Origin of the sequence: Streptomyces sp. NBC_00637 (assembly GCF_045161545.1) — a bacterium.
In the GTDB taxonomy this organism is placed as follows: Bacteria; Actinomycetota; Actinomycetes; order Streptomycetales; family Streptomycetaceae; genus Streptomyces.
Window position 1 is genome coordinate 4,266,048 of sequence record NZ_CP109046.1, and the last position, 14,712, is coordinate 4,280,759.

The window sequence follows — 14,712 nt, forward strand, 5'->3', positions numbered from 1 at the left end:
GGTAAGAGATCCAGTCCTGGTGTGACCCTTACCTCTCCTTGTGTCGCGTATCCTCTCGCGCGTCGTTCGACGAGATCTTGGTCCGACCGGGCAACTTTTTCTTCTGCACAGCCGGTGGATGGGGAAAGTGCAGGTCAGAGAGGTCTGGCAAGAAAAGTCGAGGGCTTGTTCACAGGGCTGTCCACCGGGTCGTGCACAGGTTTTGCGGAGTTACCCACAGCATCGGGGCCGTCGTCCACATGGCCTGTGGATAACCAGATTGGCTGACGGTGCAGACGGGCCTACCGTGGTTCGGCGCCCGCTCCGTCCGTCGGCCGAGGAAACCCTCATAAAACCGACGCTCCACAACCGGAGTTGGCGCTCTCAATTGTCAGTGCCGTGCCGTAGAAAGAAAGGCATGGCGAGGTCCGCTCGGCGGACGGGAGGAGGTGGCTCGGTGAGCATTTCCGAGCCCTTGGACGACCCGTGGGCCGACAGCGGGCCCAGCGATCGTCTGCCTCCGGCCCGGCGGCGTGGCGAAGGGGGGCGCGGTCGTGACGAACAGCACGATCGCGGCCGGGACAGCGGGGAGTGGGAAGGCGGGGGTACCGCCTTCGAGCGGGTACCGCCGCAGGACCTCGACGCCGAACAGTCCGTCCTCGGCGGCATGCTGCTGTCCAAGGACGCCATCGCGGACGTGGTCGAGGTCCTCAAGGGCCACGACTTCTACAAGCCCGCGCACGAGACGATCTTCCAGGCCGTCCTGGACGTCTATGCCAAGGGCGAGCCGGCCGACCCCATCACGATCGCCGCCGAGCTCACCAAGCGCGGCGAGATCAACAAGGTCGGCGGCGCGTCCTATCTGCACACGCTCGTGCAGACGGTGCCGACAGCCGCCAACGCCGAGTACTACGCGGAGATCGTCCACGAGCGGGCCGTGCTGCGGCGTCTGGTCGAGGCCGGCACCCGCATCACGCAGATGGGATACGCGGGCGACGACGACGTCGACGAGATCGTCAACCGCGCCCAGGCCGAGATCTACGCGGTCACCGAGCAGCGCACCAGCGAGGACTACCTCCCCCTCGGCGACATCATGGAGGGCGCCCTCGACGAGATCGAGGCGATCGGCTCACGCAGCGGCGAGATGACGGGTGTGCCCACCGGGTTCACCGACCTCGACTCGCTCACCAACGGTCTGCACCCGGGCCAGATGATCGTCATCGCGGCACGACCGGCCATGGGCAAGTCGACGCTCGCGCTGGACTTCGCGCGCGCGGCGTCGATCAAGCACAACCTGCCCAGCGTCATCTTCTCCCTGGAAATGGGGCGCAACGAGATCGCGATGCGCCTGCTGTCGGCCGAGGCACGCGTCGCCCTGCACCACATGCGTTCCGGCACCATGACGGACGAGGACTGGACCCGTCTGGCGCGCCGGATGCCCGAGGTCTCCTCCGCACCGCTGTACATCGACGACTCCCCGAACCTGTCGATGATGGAGATCCGGGCCAAGTGCCGCCGGCTGAAACAGCGCAACGACATCAAGCTCGTGATCATCGACTATCTCCAGCTGATGCAGGCCGGTGGCTCCAAGCGCTCCGAAAGCCGTCAGCAGGAGGTCTCGGACATGTCCCGAAACCTCAAGCTGCTGGCCAAGGAGCTGGAAGTCCCGGTGATCGCGCTGTCGCAGCTCAACCGTGGTCCCGAACAGCGCACGGACAAGAAGCCGATGGTGTCCGACCTGCGTGAGTCCGGCTCCATCGAGCAGGACGCCGACATGGTGATCCTGCTGCACCGTGAGGACGCCTACGAGAAGGAATCTCCGCGCGCGGGCGAGGCGGACATCATCGTGGGCAAGCACCGTAACGGCCCGACGGCCACGATCACCGTCGCGTTCCAGGGCCACTACTCCCGCTTCGTGGACATGGCGCAGACCTGATCCGGTGTCCCGGGCGAAATGAGCTCGACGCCGGCCGTGCGGGCGGGTGGACTGAGCCCATGACAACACCTCAGGAAGAGCTGCTTCCCGGCACCCGGCGGGCGCTGCTGCACCGGATCGCCGTGGCCCAGACCGAGGGGCGGGCCCCGTCGCTCGTCGCGGCGGTCGTACGGGACGGGCGGGCCGTGTGGCACGGGGCGCGGACCTCGGTCGACGGGCACGCACCGGACGAGAACGTGCAGTACCGGATCGGCTCGATCACCAAGACCTTCACCGCCGTGCTCGTACTGCGACTGCGCGACGAGGGCGTGCTCGACCTCGAGGACCCGCTGGAGAAACATCTGCCCGGAACCGGTGCGGGCGAGGCCACAATTGCTCAACTGCTCGCCCACACCGGTGGGTTGGCGGCTGAGTCGCCCGGCCCCTGGTGGGAGCGGACTCCGGGCTCGCTGCGGCCGGGGCTCGCCGACGTCCTCGGCGAGGAGGCGGCCCTGTTTCCGGTCGGCCGACGCCACCACTACTCGAACCCCGGTTACGCGCTCCTGGGTGCTCTGGTGGAGAAGCTTCGTGGGGCGCCCTGGGAAGAGGTGCTGCGACGGGAAGTGCTCGAGCCTCTGGGTCTCGACCGTACGACGGTCCGTTCGCAGGCTCCGGCCGCCGGCGGCTGGGCGGTTCATCCCTGGGCCGACGTGCTGCTGCCCGAACCCGTTGAGGACTTCGGACGGATGGCGGCGGCAGGCCAGCTGTGGTCCACGGCCGGCGACCTCGCGCGATTCGCCGCCTTCCTGGCCCGGGGCGACGACCGCGTCCTGAGCGCCGAGACCCTGCGCGAGATGTGGACGCCCGCGGCACCGGCCGGGCTGCCGGATGTGGCGGACGGAGCCGCCTACGGACTCGGGCTACAGGTCCAGCATCGGGACGGCCGGTTGCTCGTGGGCCACTCCGGCTCGGTGCCGGGCTTCCTGGCCACCCTCACCGTCGGGGTGGCCGACGACGTGGCCGCGGTGGTGCTCGCCAACTGCACGTCCGGCCTTATGACGTCCCAGGTGGCCGCCGATCTCGTACGGATCGTCGCCGAAGCCGAGCCGCGCATCCCCGAACCGTGGCGTCCGTTGCGGGAGGTGGACCCCGCGGTCCTGGAGTTGGCCGGTCAGTGGCACTGGGGAACGAGTTCCTTCGCCCTGCGGGTGACGGCCGACGGGCTGGTCTCCCTGGGGCCGTTGTCCGGTGCCGGCAGGCGCTCCCGCTTCAGGCCGAACGGAGACGGCACCTGGACCGGGCTGGAGGGCTACTACGCCGGAGAGCTCCTGCGGGCCGTACGGCGGCAGGACGGGAGCGTGGACCACCTGGACCTCGGGTCCTTCGTGTTCACGCGTCAGCCGTACGAGGAGGGGGCCGCTGTGCCCGGTGGCATCGACCCGGAGGGCTGGCGGGGCATCGCCTAGGCGCGCACGAGAAGGAAGCGCCTTGTTTCACGTGAAACAAGGCGCTTCCTTCTTCGGGCTCGCCATTTTCAGAGCTGGAGCTTGAAGCCCACATGTGAGGCGACGAAGCCCAGGCGCTCGTAGAAGCGGTGGGCGTCGGTGCGCGTGCTGTCGGAGGTGAGCTGCACCAACTGGCAGTTCTCGCGCCGGGATTCCTCGATCGCCCACTCGATGAACCGTGTGCCGAGGCCGCTGCCGCGCTCGTCGGCGTGCACCCGCACGCCTTCGATGATCGACCTGGTCGAGCCGCGCCGGGACAGGCCCGGAACGATCGTCAGCTGGAGCGTCCCGACGACTCGCCCCTCGCGGACCGCGACGACCAGACGCTGGTTCGGGTCGGCGGCCAGCCGTTCCCACGCGGTCAGATAGGGACCGAGATCGTCCGGCGACTCGCGCTGTGCACCCAGGGCGTCATCCGCGAGCATGCCGACGATCGCCGGGATGTCGGCGGCGACAGCGGCCCGTATTTCAAGATCTCCCATGCGCGCAACCCTATGTGCCCAAGGCGGCGACCGGCGCTTTCAGTGACTCCACGACCCGTACCAACGGGGCCAGTTCCGCGTTCTCGGCGGCTTCGTCGAGTGCCTCGCGCAGGGCGGCGTCGTTGGTCGGACGGGCTTCGGAGAGCAGCTTCAGGCCGGCTTCGGTGACGTTGGTGTAGATGCCACGGCGGTCGGTGGGGCACAGGTAGCGCTCGAGCAGCCCGCGGTCCTCGAGCCGGGTCACCAGCCGGGTGGTCGCGCTCTGGCTGAGGACGACCGCGTCGGCCACCTGCTTCATCTGCAGATGTCCCCCGGCGCCGTCGTGCTGTCGGCTGAGCACGTCGAGCAGGGAGTACTCGCGCACGCTCAGGTCGTGCCGGGTCTGTAGCGCGCGCTCGATGTGGGCCTCGATTCTCCCGTGCAGCAGGGAGAGGGCGCACCAGCCCTGGGCGAGAGCGGTGAGCGCGGGGTCCGTGGCAGTCATGGGGTCTCCTCCGTCCCGGAGCGGCTGACACCAGGATAGAGCAATCCCGCAAAATACGGCGGTTGCAGATAACCCGCGTCTGCAACTATTGTGGACGCACGCAAAGCGCATCTGCAATCGTCTGGGAAGGTGTCACCCTCTATGCCTCTCGCGCTTCTGGCCCTCGCGATCGGGGCCTTCGGAATCGGAACGACCGAGTTCGTGATCATGGGCCTGCTGCCCGAGGTCGCGAGCGACTTCGGAGTCTCCATCCCCACGGCCGGCTTCCTCGTGACGGGCTACGCGCTCGGCGTCGTGTTCGGTGCCCCGCTCATGACGGTTCTCGGCACCAAGGTCCCCCGCAAGCGGATGCTGATGCTGCTCATGGGCCTGTTCATCGCCGGCAACCTGCTCTCCGCCGTCGCCCCCTCGTTCGCCGTGATGCTGATCGGCCGTGTGGTCGCCTCACTCGCCCACGGAGCCTTCTTCGGCATCGGCGCGGTCGTCGCCGCGGACCTGGTCGCTCCGGACAAGAAGGCCGGGGCTATCGCGATGATGTTCACCGGGCTCACCGTCGCCAACGTCGTGGGTGTTCCCCTGGGCACACTCGTCGGACAGAGCGTCGGGTGGCGCGTCACCTTCGCCATCGTCGCCGTGCTCGGGGTCGTGGGGCTGGTCGGCATCGCCAAACTCGTCCCCGAGATGCCGCGGGCCGAGGGGGTCCGCCTGCGGCACGAGCTGGCGGCCTTCAAGAACACCCAGGTGGTGCTCGCCATGGCGATGACCGTCCTCGGCTTCGGCGGTGTCTTCGCGGCCGTCACCTACATCGCGCCGATGATGACGCACGTGGCCGGCTTCGCCGACGGATCCGTCGCCTGGCTGCTGGTGCTCTTCGGGCTCGGCATGGTCGGCGGCAACCTCGTCGGCGGCAAGTACGCCGACCGCGCGCTGATGCCGATGCTGTACGTGTCTCTGGGCGCCCTGGCCGTCGTCCTGGCGCTCTTCACGCTCACCGCCCACAACAAGGTCCTGGCGGCCGTCACGATCGTCCTGATCGGCGCCCTGGGCTTCGCCACCGTCCCGCCGCTCCAGAAGCGCGTCCTGGACCAGGCCCACGGCGCGCCGACGCTGGCCTCGGCGGTGAACATCGGTGCCTTCAACCTCGGCAACGCGCTGTCCGCCTGGCTCGGTGGCCTCGTCATCGCGGCAGGCATGGGCTACACCGCCCCGAACTGGGTCGGCGCCGCCCTCGCCGCGGGCGCCCTGCTCCTCGCCGTCGCCTCGGCCGCGCTGGAACGCCGCGACAACGCCCGTGGCGATGCCGGCGCCCCCAGTGCCGTGGTCGCCGGTGGATCGCCCGCCGAGCGGCAGACGGCCGTCCAGCGGTAAAGCCCGGCGCCAGCGGGAGCCCGCTGTCCAGCGGCGAAGCCTGACGGCTGGCAGGATGCCCGCCGCCAGAGGTGAAGCCCTGCCGGGCACCCGCCGCCCATGCCGAGACCGCGACCGGCGTTCATCCCTCATCCTCCACGGCCCACACCTCGACCGCATCGGCCCTCGGCATCGCCGAGATCGCGGTCAGGCCGAACCTCGCTCAGCCTCGACAGCATCGCAAGGAGAAGTCCCCTCATGAGCACCACCACCGCCGCGCCCCTGACCATTCACGACGCCGAAGCCCTGGTCTCGGCCGCTCGCCGTGCCGCCGAGGGCGCCGGGGTCACGGTCAGCGTCACCGTTCTCGACGCCGGCGGCCATCTGCTGGCCTTCCGGCGCGATGACCGGGCCGTACTGATCTCCGGGGAGACGAGCACGCGTAAGGCGTACACGGCGCTTCAGCTGAACGCGCCCACCGCCGACCTCGTCGACGCCGTGCAGCCCGGCGGCCTCTTCCACACCCTGCCCACCGCGCTCGACCGGCCGCTGCTGTTCATCGCGGGTGGCGTGCCGGTGCGCCGCGACGGCCGTCTGATCGGCGCCATCGGCGTCGGAGGCGGCGCCCCGGAGCAGGACCACGGCTTCGCCACGGCAGCCGTGGAGACGCTCGCCTGACCTGCCGCGTCCACGAAGAACGCCGGTTCCCGACCATCGCGGCAACCGGCGTTCTGTCGTGCTCGCGGCCTCAGCCGGCCGCCACGGTCAGCGGAGCGAACCGGCGGCGCCAGTCGCCCGGCAACTCCGCGATCCCGTGGGTCATCACGGCGTTGAAGGCGACGGGTTCCAGGCCTCGTTCCTTCACCCACTCCAGCAGTTCCTCGTGCCGGACGTCGATGTCGGTGCGCAGAGGGCGATCAGTGAAGGCCGCCAGCGAGGCCAGCAGGGCCTTCGCGGTCTTCGTGTCCCTGGCGATCAGCGGGCCCACGACCTGGGTGTCCATGTTGGGCCATGCGGCCGCGTAACCGATGATCCGGCCACCGTCCTCGGCGACCCGCAATCGGTCCGCGAAGGCGGGCAGCCGAGCGATCACATGCGTCCGATCGGCGCCGAAGACCACCTCGTCGAGCCGGAGGATCGCGGTGAGGTCCTCCGCCGTGGCGGCACGGGTGACGACGTCCGACGCCGTCCCGTCCGGCGTGAGATACCCCCGCACCATTTCCGCCCGGCCTGTGGTCTTGAAGCCCAGCTCCTCGTAGAGCGGACGGCCGTTCGGTGTGGCGTGAAGGGTCAGTGGCGTGGTGCCCATCACGGAGACCGCGTGCCGCATCAGCCGTCGGCCGATGCCCTGCCGGGCGTGCCGCTCGGCCACCAGCACCATGCCGATGGCTCCGAGGGTGGGGCGGCCGTGCGGGCCGTACTCGGTGACGACACAGGCGCTGACGAGTCCGCCTTCGGGGTCGTCGATGCCGTAACCAGTTCCGGCCGAGAGGAGCAGGCCCCACTTGTGATCCTCGCGTGGCCACCCCCGGTCCTCGGACAGGTCGGCGCAGTCGGCGAGATCGCGGTGCGTCAGGCGGCGGATGGGGAGCGGCGTGAGGGAGGGAGTCGGCACGCAGGTCAGGCTGTCCGACCCGTGCTGTCGGCGTCCACCTGATTCCCCTGGGACGTACGTGCTTCAGGCCATGTCATGGGACACCACCGCCCACGCCGGCGCGACGGCGGCGCGGGAGTGTTTCACGTGAAACAGCGGCGAACAGCAGTCCGAGAACTCCGACCGGGGTGTCAAGCCGGCCCGTTAGCCTCGGGCCATGGCGAGACTTCACCTCTTCGACCTTGACGGCACGCTGCTGCACGGGACGTCCGCCCCGTTGGAGATCTCACGCCAACTCGGCCTGGAGGCCGAGACGGTGCTGCTGGAGCGGTCGATCTCGGCGGGGTTGATCGAGCCGCCGGAGTACGCGACGCAGGTGTACGACCTTTGGGCGCAGCTCACCGAGGAGCATGTGACGGCTGCTTTCGAAGGGGCACCGTGGTTGGCACGCATTCGCGAGGTCTGGGCCGAGATCAGGCGCAGGGGGGAGTACTGCGCGGTCGTGTCGCTCTCGCCTTCCTTCTTCGTGGAAAGACTCACCGGTTGGGGCGCGCACGCGGCTTATGGATCCCGCTTCCCGGCGCTCCCGTTCATCGAGCCCATGGACACGGCGGGAGTGCTCAGTGCGGCGGCGAAGGTGGCGATCGCCGACCGGCTCTGCGCGGAGTTCGGAGTGACGCGGGACGACTGTGTCGCTTATGGAGATTCGCTCTCCGACATGGATCTGTTCGGGGCCGTGCCGGTGTCCGTGGCGGTCAACTCGGACCGTCGTCTGTCGGGCCTCGCGACCCACTCCTACGTGGGGAAAGATCTGTGGGGCGCCTATGAATTGGTGCGCGGAGACGGCTGATTGAGGAGAAACCCGCGGGTCGCGGGCCCAACGCATCCCGGGGGCGGAAGGGGCGACTTGCGTGGCGGACGGCGGCCGGTATGGTCGACTCGGGTTCGCTTCCGGAAAGAGGTGCGCACGACGTGACGCATGGATGTGGCGCGAGCCGAGAACAGGGCAACGCAGCTTAACGGGACGGAGAGATCGAAGACCCGCCTTTCCGGTGAAGTGACCGAGGCGTCCGGGCGGGATGGGAAGCTGCGGTAAGAGCGCCACCCTCTTCGCGCACTCGCCTCACGCGCGGCTGCGAAGGGAAATACCCGTGGCCCGTGAGGTTCCCGGTCGTGGAACCGAACAGAAATGCAAGCCGTCTGCGACAAGCCGTCCGCAAGGGAAGCAGACACTTTCCGAAACAGGAATTGCGCAGACCTACCGACAGATGTTCGAGGCGAGGCACATCATGGACGCTCCGGCCGACAGGTCCGCCGACAACGGCCCGCCCGGCGGCGGGGACGGATGGTTCACCTCGGACAAGCAGCCGGACCCGGCTCCGCAGCAGCAGCAGTTGCCGGAGCCGCAGCAGCCGTCGGCGTCGGCCTCCCCGATCCAGGCCGGCCCTGCCGAGGCCCGTTCGACCGTGCTGCGGTTCGCCGCCTCGTCGGTCGATTCCCTGCTGCCCGCTCGGCGGGCGACGCCCGTCGGCGACGCGTCACCGGACGCCGTTCTCGTCCGGCGCACGATGGCCGAGGTGGCCCCGGTGGCCGACAAGGTCACGTCCTACTTCTATGCGCTGCTGTTCGTCCGCCATCCCGACCTGCGCTCGTTGTTCCCGCCCGCGATGGACGCCCAGCGGGACCGGCTCCTCAAGGCGCTGCTCACCGCCGCCGAGCACATGGACAACCGAGCGGTCCTTGTCGCATACCTCCAGAACCTGGGCCGTGGGCACCGCAAGTACGGCACCAGGGCCGAGCACTATCCGGCCGTCGGCGAGTGCCTCATCGGCGCGCTGAGCCAGTACGCCGGAGCCGTGTGGAACGCCGAGACGGAGGCGGCCTGGGTCCGGACCTACACCACGATGTCGCAGATCATGATCGACGCGGCGGCCGGTGACGAACTGCGCGCGCCGCCCTGGTGGTACGCGGAGGTCGTCACGCACGACCTCCGAACACCGGATGTGGCGGTCCTCACCGTCCGCCCCCACCAGCCCTATCCCTTCCTCGCCGGGCAGTACGCGAGCCTGGAGACGCCCTGGTGGCCGCGGATCTGGCGGCACTACTCCTTCGCTTCGGCGCCCCGCTCCGACGGTCTGCTGGCGTTCCATGTGAAGGCCGTGCCCGCAGGCTGGGTCTCCAGCGCCCTCGTGCACCGCGCCCGGCCCGGCGACGTCATCCGGCTCGGTCCCCCGGCCGGTTCGATGACCGTCGACCACAGCAGGAACAGCGGGCTGCTCTGCCTGGGAGGCGGCACCGGTATAGCCCCCATCAAGGCCTTGGTCGAGGATGTGGCCGAGCACGGCACCCGGCGCCCGGTGGAGGTGTTCTACGGCGCGCGCAGCGACCATGACCTGTACGACATCGACACGATGCTCCGGCTCCAGCGGTCCCATCCCTGGCTGGAGGTCCGCCCGGTGGTCGACCGGCCCGGCCTGCTCCAGTTGCCCCACGCGATCCGTACCTTCGGACCCTGGGCCGGGCACGACGCCTATGTCTCCGGCCCGCCCGGGATGATCCGCAGCGGGGTGGACGCCCTGCGTGGCGTCGGCATGCCCCCCGAGCGCATACGCCACGACTCCGTCGAGGAGCTCGTCGCAGCCGGAAGCTGACCCGGCGCCCGGCAGGACGCTGGGCCGGGCTCGGGGCGCTCAGCCGAGGTCGGGTGCGTGCATGGCGCGGACACCCTCGATGTTGCCGTCGAGGTAGTGCCGCAGCGACAGCGGCACGAGGTGGACGGAGGCGATCCCGACCCGCGTGAACGGCACGCGGACGATCTCGTACTCGCCGGCCGGTTCCTCGATCTCGGGGCCGTGTCGCTGGGAAAGGTCCATGGACTCCAGACGGCAGACGAAGAAGTGCTGCACCTTGACTCCGGTGGCACCCCCGTCATCACCGATGTGCTCGACGGTGTCGACGAAGCAGGGCACCACGTCGGTGATCTTGGCGCCGAGCTCCTCGTGCACCTCGCGGTGCAGGGCGTCCACCACGGTCGCGTCATCCGGTTCGACTCCGCCACCGGGCGTGACCCAGTAGGGATCCACACCGGGCTTGGTGCGCTTGATCAGGATCAGGTTGTCGCCGTCCAGCAGAACGGCTCGTGCGGTGCGCTTGACCACGGGTCGGACGGTCATGGGAGAAATGTGGCCCGGCTGGTTCCACGTGAAACATCGTGAGAGGTCACCGGGCAGGTTCTTTAGCCGTCGCGACCCGAAAACCGGGTCAGTACCAGGCGGTGGCGGCGCCCAGCAGCCACTCGTGGGCCCGCGCGATATGCGGCGTCGCCAGCGTTCCGGTGCGCGCCACGAGAAGGTAGGTCCGTAGCGGTGGCACCGCCGGCTCGTGCAGCGCGACGATGTCCCCACGCTCCAGGGCGGCCGCGCACAGATAGCGGGGCAGGACCGCCAGACCGGCCCCCGCGGCGGCGCACGCGAGGACCGCGCGCAGGTCGGGCACGATGACGGTGCCCGAAGCGGCGGGGCGCGAGTCGAAGACGGAGGCCCAGTAGCGGGAGACCAGGGGCAGCGACTCGTGGACCTCGACGACCGGCAGGTTCTCCAGGGCGGGCGCGCCCTTGCGGTACAGCCTCCCGACGTCGATCCGTTCGTTCCACTGCGGGGCGGCGACCAGGACGTGTTCCTCGTCGCACAGCGCAGTGGCCGTGAGCAGTGCCCCGCGTGGTCGAGCCGTGCTGATGGCCAGGTCGTGATGTCCGGCAGCCAGGCCTTCCAGGACCTCCTCGGCGTTTCCGAACGAGGCACGCAGGGCGAACCCCTGGCCGTCGTCGCCGGACAGTCCGGTGAGCGCGGGAAGAGCCCGCTCGGCGGTGAACTCGGGCGGACCGGCGAGATGCAGCGTCCGCACGGCGGACTCGTCCTCGGGGCCGGTCCCGGCGATCTCCACCAAGGCGTCGAGGTGGGGAGCGGCCTTGTGGGCGAGCTCGTCGCCGATGCTCGTCGGCGTCACGCCGCGGGCCCGCCGCAGGAACAGGGGGCGGCCCAGCTGCCGTTCCAGGGTGCGGATCTGGGAGGTGACGGCCGGCTGGGACAGTCCCAGCAGAGCGGCGGCGCGAGTGAAGGAACCGGCCCGGTGCACGGTAACGAAGGTGCGCAGCAAGGCCAGATCCACGGAGCGTCCTCCCTTTTCCCGGCCTTCCTCCAGCTCTCAGGCAGGGCTCAACTATAAATAAGTCGATAGGTCTCTGTCGCTACTGTGATTGGACACTGACACAGAGTCAACTAGCCTTGTTCGCGCGGTTCTTCGTATACAGAACCGAGGACGGTCCGAGCCACGAGGGGGGAGGCTCGGACCGTCCGTTGCGCGTAGCGGGGCCCGGTGGGGCGTCCGTAAGGCGGTCACCGCGCCGACTCCTCCAGCGCGCGCAGCACATCCGCCACCAGGTCCGCGGGATCCTCGGCACCGACGGACAGCCGGATGAAGCCCTCCGGCACCGCGTCCCCGCCCCAGCGCCCGCGCCGCTCCGCGGTGGAGCGCACGCCGCCGAAGCTCGTCGCGTCGTCCACGAGTCGCAGGGCGTCGAGGAAACGCTCGGCCCGCGCGCGCGTGGACAGCGTGAAGGAGATCACGCACCCGTAGCGACGCATCTGCCGCGAGGCCACCTTGTGGGACGGGTCGTCCGGCAGCCCCGGATACCGCAGCCCGCTCACCTCGGGCCTGCCCCGCAGAGCCTCGGCCACGGCCATGGCGGTGGTGTTCTGCCGCTCGACACGCAACTCGAGGGTGGCGATCGACCGGTGCGCGAGCCAGGCCTCCATGGGCCCCGGGATCGCTCCGACGATCTTGCGCCAGCGCCGTACGGCCGTCATCGGCGCACCGGCCCGCCCGGTGACGTAGCCGAGGAGGACGTCGCCGTGGCCCGTGAGCTGCTTGGTGCCGCTGGCCACCGAGAAGTCGGCGCCGAGTTCCAGCGGGCGCTGCCCGAGCGGGGTGGCGAGTGTGTTGTCCACGGCCACCAGAGCGCCACGCGCGTGTGCCGCCTCGACGAGCCGCCGGATGTCGCACACGTCGAGCCCGGGGTTCGAGGGGGACTCGATCCACAGCAGCTTCGCGCCGTCCATGACGTCCAGCTGGGCATCGTCGGCGGTCGGCGCGGTGTGTACCTCGATGCCGTACGCCTCCAGCTGCGCGCGCACCAGGGGCAGCACCTGGTAGCCGTCGGCGGGCAGTACGACGGTGTCGCCGGCCCTCAGCTGGGAGAACAGCACCGACGAGATCGCGGCCATGCCGGAGGCGAAGACGAGCGTTTCCACGTCGTCCTGGCCCGGCGCCTCGAGCTCGCCGATCGCGTGTTCCAGGTGGGTCCAGGTCGGGTTCTCGTCACGGCCGTAGGTGTACGGCCCGGTGGGCTCGCCCGGCAGGTGGAAGTGCGCCGCGAACACCGGCCCGGGAAGGGTCGGCTCGTACTTCACCGGCTCGGGCAGCCCCGCCCGCACCGCGCGCGTGCCCTCGCCGGGGCCTCTGGGGAGCTCTCCCTCGGTAGCGGATCCGCTCATGCCACTCGTCCTTCCACGTCGTCTCGTACGGCGGCGAGCAGACCGGTGCTCGCCTCCTCCACCATCTCAAGGCATTCCTCGAAGCCGCTCAGGCCCCCGTAGTAGGGGTCGGGGACGTCGAGGTCGTCGGCCGCCGCGGGGTCGTAGAACCGAAGCAGCCGTATCTTCGCCGCGTCCTCCTTCGTGGGTGCCAGGAGGCGCAGGGCCTTGAGATGGCCGGAGTCGAGGGCTATGACGAGGTCGAGGCGGGTGAACCAGGACGGTTCGAAGCGCCGGGCCGTGTGGTCGAGGGCGTATCCGTGCTCCTCCAGGACGGACAGGGCACGCGGGTCGGCGTTCTCGCCCTCGTGCCAGTCGCCGGTGCCGGCGCTCTCGGCCTCGATCAGTCCCTCGAGACCGGCGTCGTCCACGCGCGCGCGAAAGACCGACTCGGCCATCGGCGAGCGGCAGATGTTGCCGGTGCAGACGAAACAGACGCGGTAGGTCATCGCCGGCTCAGTCTCCGTCGGGCATGACGACGTTGAGGGCCCAGGAGACGACGGAAATGATCAGGCCGCCCAGGACGGCGGTCCAGAAGCCCTCCACGTGGAAGCTCAGGTCGAGCTTGTCGGCCAGCCACGAGGTCAGCAGCAGCATCAGCGCGTTGACCACCAGGGTGATCAGGCCGAGCGTGAGGATGAACAGGGGGAAGGTCAGGACCTTCACGATCGGCTTGACGAGGAAGTTCACCAGGCCGAAAAGCAGTGCGACGACTATGAGCGTGCCGGTCTTCTTGCCCGTGCTGTCACCGGTCAGAGTGATCTTCTCGAGCAGCCAGACGGCGACCGCCAGGGCGCCTGCGTTGGCGATCGTCTTGACTACGAAATTCTTCATGTGTCTGATCGTGGCAGAGAGATCGAGAACGAGCACCGGACGAGGGCGGACAAGGTCGATGAAGGCATTCCGGTTGGATGAACTGGAGGCGGAGCGAGCCGCCAACGACGGTGCCTATCTGCAGTTTCTGCGCGAACGGAACATGTCGGTCGGACTGTACGCGCTCGACGCCGGTGCGCATGATCCGCAGAATCCGCACCACCAGGACGAGGTGTACTTCGTCGTGAGCGGACGCGCCTCGATCACGGTCGGCCTGGAGACCACGCAGGTGGCGCGAGGCAGTGTGGTGTACGTCCCGGCGGGGGTCGCCCACAAGTTCCATCACATCAGCGAGGACCTGCGCGTGATGGTCGTCTTCTCACCACCCGAGGCCTGAGCCGTTCCCGCCCGAGACCGAGCCGCTTCTCCTGGTGCCCGTCCTGAGCGTGTCCTTCTGCCGGTCGACCGGCGGCCTCGGGGTTCCCTCAGGGTTCGGTCAGGGGAGGACAAGGGATGCGGAGCCCCCGTCGGCACCCCCTTCGGACCTAGCATCGGCAGCAGGACATCGAAACGCTCCGGCCCGACAGGGGTGCCGGGTATCGACCGAAGAGGATGAGGACAAGGGCGATGCGAGAGATCTTCGCGGGAATGCCGTGGTGGGTGAAGTGGGTCGCGGTGCCGGTCATCGCCCTGGTCGTGTTCGGCGGTCTGATAGCCAGCGTCGTCGGGTTCGTGATCGGCCTGCTCTTCAAGCTGCTGGTTTTCGTGGCCCTGGTCGGCGGACTGATCTACGTCGTAAGGAAGTTCACGTCGAGTTCCTCGTCACGCAGCGACTGGTGAGCGGTGTGGGGGCCGATGGGCGGTAACAGGATTCGCCTGTTCCCTCGGCCGGGGGAAGTTTCCCTGACAGCCCGTCTGTGAGCGGTGGCAGACGGTTAAAGTCCGGAACTCGTCGCGGGGAACGAACCCGCGAGTGGCGCACACCCCCCTCCCGTGTCCCCC

16 protein-coding genes are annotated in these 14,712 nt (G+C 69.3%); 8 read left to right on the forward strand and 8 right to left on the reverse strand.

Translation table 11 applies throughout. The features are described 5' to 3' along the window. Positions 1 to 436: 436 nt before the first annotated feature. Complete coding sequence (gene dnaB / locus OG440_RS18645) at positions 437 to 1,915, forward strand: replicative DNA helicase (protein WP_406007944.1); 1,479 nt, start codon at positions 437 to 439, stop codon at positions 1,913 to 1,915. Positions 1,916 to 1,974: 59 nt separating this feature from the next. Continuing rightward, a complete protein-coding gene (locus OG440_RS18650; protein WP_406007945.1) occupies positions 1,975 to 3,360 on the forward strand; it encodes a serine hydrolase domain-containing protein in 1,386 nt (461 codons plus the stop codon). Positions 3,361 to 3,428: 68 nt separating this feature from the next. On the opposite strand, the gene OG440_RS18655 is transcribed toward OG440_RS18650, so the two are convergent. Continuing rightward, positions 3,429 to 3,881 (reverse strand): GNAT family N-acetyltransferase, encoded by a 453-nt coding sequence (locus OG440_RS18655; RefSeq protein WP_406007946.1) that lies wholly within the window; start codon positions 3,879 to 3,881, stop codon positions 3,429 to 3,431. A gap of 10 nt (positions 3,882 to 3,891) precedes the next feature. Continuing rightward, on the reverse strand, positions 3,892 to 4,365 hold the full coding sequence (locus tag OG440_RS18660; protein ID WP_406007947.1) for a MarR family winged helix-turn-helix transcriptional regulator: 474 nt from the start codon (positions 4,363 to 4,365) through the stop codon (positions 3,892 to 3,894). Positions 4,366 to 4,506: 141 nt separating this feature from the next. On the opposite strand from OG440_RS18660, the gene OG440_RS18665 reads away from it, so the two are divergent. Together OG440_RS18665 and OG440_RS18670 are read left to right on the forward strand one after the other, a co-directional pair. Further along, positions 4,507 to 5,733, forward strand: a complete 1,227-nt coding sequence (locus tag OG440_RS18665; RefSeq protein WP_406007948.1) for an MFS transporter — start codon at positions 4,507 to 4,509, stop codon at positions 5,731 to 5,733. 237 nt (positions 5,734 to 5,970) lie between these two features. After that, on the forward strand, positions 5,971 to 6,390 hold the full coding sequence (locus OG440_RS18670) for a heme-binding protein (RefSeq protein ID WP_406007949.1): 420 nt from the start codon (positions 5,971 to 5,973) through the stop codon (positions 6,388 to 6,390). Positions 6,391 to 6,460: 70 nt separating this feature from the next. Here OG440_RS18670 and OG440_RS18675 read toward each other — a convergent pair whose 3' ends face one another. After that, positions 6,461 to 7,327, reverse strand: a complete 867-nt coding sequence (locus OG440_RS18675; RefSeq protein ID WP_406007950.1) for a GNAT family N-acetyltransferase — start codon at positions 7,325 to 7,327, stop codon at positions 6,461 to 6,463. 196 nt (positions 7,328 to 7,523) lie between these two features. Here OG440_RS18675 and OG440_RS18680 point away from each other — a divergent pair, with 196 nt between their 5' ends. Further along, a complete protein-coding gene (locus OG440_RS18680; RefSeq protein WP_406007951.1) occupies positions 7,524 to 8,156 on the forward strand; it encodes an HAD family hydrolase in 633 nt (210 codons plus the stop codon). A gap of 418 nt (positions 8,157 to 8,574) precedes the next feature. Further along, positions 8,575 to 9,957 carry a globin domain-containing protein gene (locus OG440_RS18685; protein ID WP_406007952.1) on the forward strand — a complete coding sequence of 461 codons (1,383 nt, stop codon included), beginning with the start codon at positions 8,575 to 8,577 and terminating at the stop codon, positions 9,955 to 9,957. A gap of 39 nt (positions 9,958 to 9,996) precedes the next feature. Here OG440_RS18685 and OG440_RS18690 read toward each other — a convergent pair whose 3' ends face one another. The 5 genes from OG440_RS18690 to OG440_RS18710 form a co-directional block, all read right to left on the reverse strand. Next, positions 9,997 to 10,479: an NUDIX domain-containing protein gene (locus OG440_RS18690; RefSeq protein WP_399470477.1), complete on the reverse strand. Its 483-nt coding sequence runs from the start codon at positions 10,477 to 10,479 to the stop codon at positions 9,997 to 9,999. 88 nt (positions 10,480 to 10,567) lie between these two features. Beyond that, positions 10,568 to 11,473, reverse strand: coding sequence for a LysR family transcriptional regulator (locus OG440_RS18695; protein WP_406007953.1), 906 nt, complete (start codon positions 11,471 to 11,473; stop codon positions 10,568 to 10,570). A 227-nt stretch (positions 11,474 to 11,700) separates the two neighbouring features. Then, positions 11,701 to 12,858, reverse strand: coding sequence for a cystathionine gamma-lyase (locus OG440_RS18700; RefSeq protein WP_406007954.1), 1,158 nt, complete (start codon positions 12,856 to 12,858; stop codon positions 11,701 to 11,703). Beyond that, positions 12,855 to 13,346, reverse strand: coding sequence for a low molecular weight protein-tyrosine-phosphatase (locus tag OG440_RS18705; protein WP_406007955.1), 492 nt, complete (start codon positions 13,344 to 13,346; stop codon positions 12,855 to 12,857). Before OG440_RS18705 ends, OG440_RS18700 begins: the two co-directional genes overlap by 4 nt. A 7-nt stretch (positions 13,347 to 13,353) precedes the next feature. Continuing rightward, positions 13,354 to 13,731: a phage holin family protein gene (locus tag OG440_RS18710; RefSeq protein WP_406007956.1), complete on the reverse strand. Its 378-nt coding sequence runs from the start codon at positions 13,729 to 13,731 to the stop codon at positions 13,354 to 13,356. A 58-nt stretch (positions 13,732 to 13,789) separates the two neighbouring features. Between OG440_RS18710 and OG440_RS18715 the strand changes: the two genes are divergently transcribed. Both OG440_RS18715 and OG440_RS18720 read left to right on the forward strand, forming a co-directional pair. Then, on the forward strand, positions 13,790 to 14,107 hold the full coding sequence (locus OG440_RS18715; protein ID WP_406007957.1) for a cupin domain-containing protein: 318 nt from the start codon (positions 13,790 to 13,792) through the stop codon (positions 14,105 to 14,107). A 230-nt stretch (positions 14,108 to 14,337) separates the two neighbouring features. Continuing rightward, positions 14,338 to 14,550, forward strand: coding sequence for a DUF5326 family protein (locus OG440_RS18720; protein WP_020130691.1), 213 nt, complete (start codon positions 14,338 to 14,340; stop codon positions 14,548 to 14,550). Positions 14,551 to 14,712: the final 162 nt, after the last annotated feature.

Coding starts and splice junctions, on each gene's coding strand:
- OG440_RS18650 (WP_406007945.1), top strand. CDS start 1,975: ATGACAACACCTCAGGAAGAGCTGCTTCCCGGCACCCGGCGGGCGCTG.
- OG440_RS18655 (WP_406007946.1), bottom strand. CDS start 3,881: ATGGGAGATCTTGAAATACGGGCCGCTGTCGCCGCCGACATCCCGGCG.
- OG440_RS18660 (WP_406007947.1), bottom strand. CDS start 4,365: ATGACTGCCACGGACCCCGCGCTCACCGCTCTCGCCCAGGGCTGGTGC.
- OG440_RS18665 (WP_406007948.1), top strand. CDS start 4,507: ATGCCTCTCGCGCTTCTGGCCCTCGCGATCGGGGCCTTCGGAATCGGA.
- OG440_RS18670 (WP_406007949.1), top strand. CDS start 5,971: ATGAGCACCACCACCGCCGCGCCCCTGACCATTCACGACGCCGAAGCC.
- OG440_RS18680 (WP_406007951.1), top strand. CDS start 7,524: ATGGCGAGACTTCACCTCTTCGACCTTGACGGCACGCTGCTGCACGGG.
- OG440_RS18685 (WP_406007952.1), top strand. CDS start 8,575: ATGTTCGAGGCGAGGCACATCATGGACGCTCCGGCCGACAGGTCCGCC.
- OG440_RS18690 (WP_399470477.1), bottom strand. CDS start 10,479: ATGACCGTCCGACCCGTGGTCAAGCGCACCGCACGAGCCGTTCTGCTG.
- OG440_RS18700 (WP_406007954.1), bottom strand. CDS start 12,858: ATGAGCGGATCCGCTACCGAGGGAGAGCTCCCCAGAGGCCCCGGCGAG.
- OG440_RS18705 (WP_406007955.1), bottom strand. CDS start 13,346: ATGACCTACCGCGTCTGTTTCGTCTGCACCGGCAACATCTGCCGCTCG.
- OG440_RS18710 (WP_406007956.1), bottom strand. CDS start 13,731: ATGAAGAATTTCGTAGTCAAGACGATCGCCAACGCAGGCGCCCTGGCG.
- OG440_RS18715 (WP_406007957.1), top strand. CDS start 13,790: ATGAAGGCATTCCGGTTGGATGAACTGGAGGCGGAGCGAGCCGCCAAC.
- OG440_RS18720 (WP_020130691.1), top strand. CDS start 14,338: ATGCGAGAGATCTTCGCGGGAATGCCGTGGTGGGTGAAGTGGGTCGCG.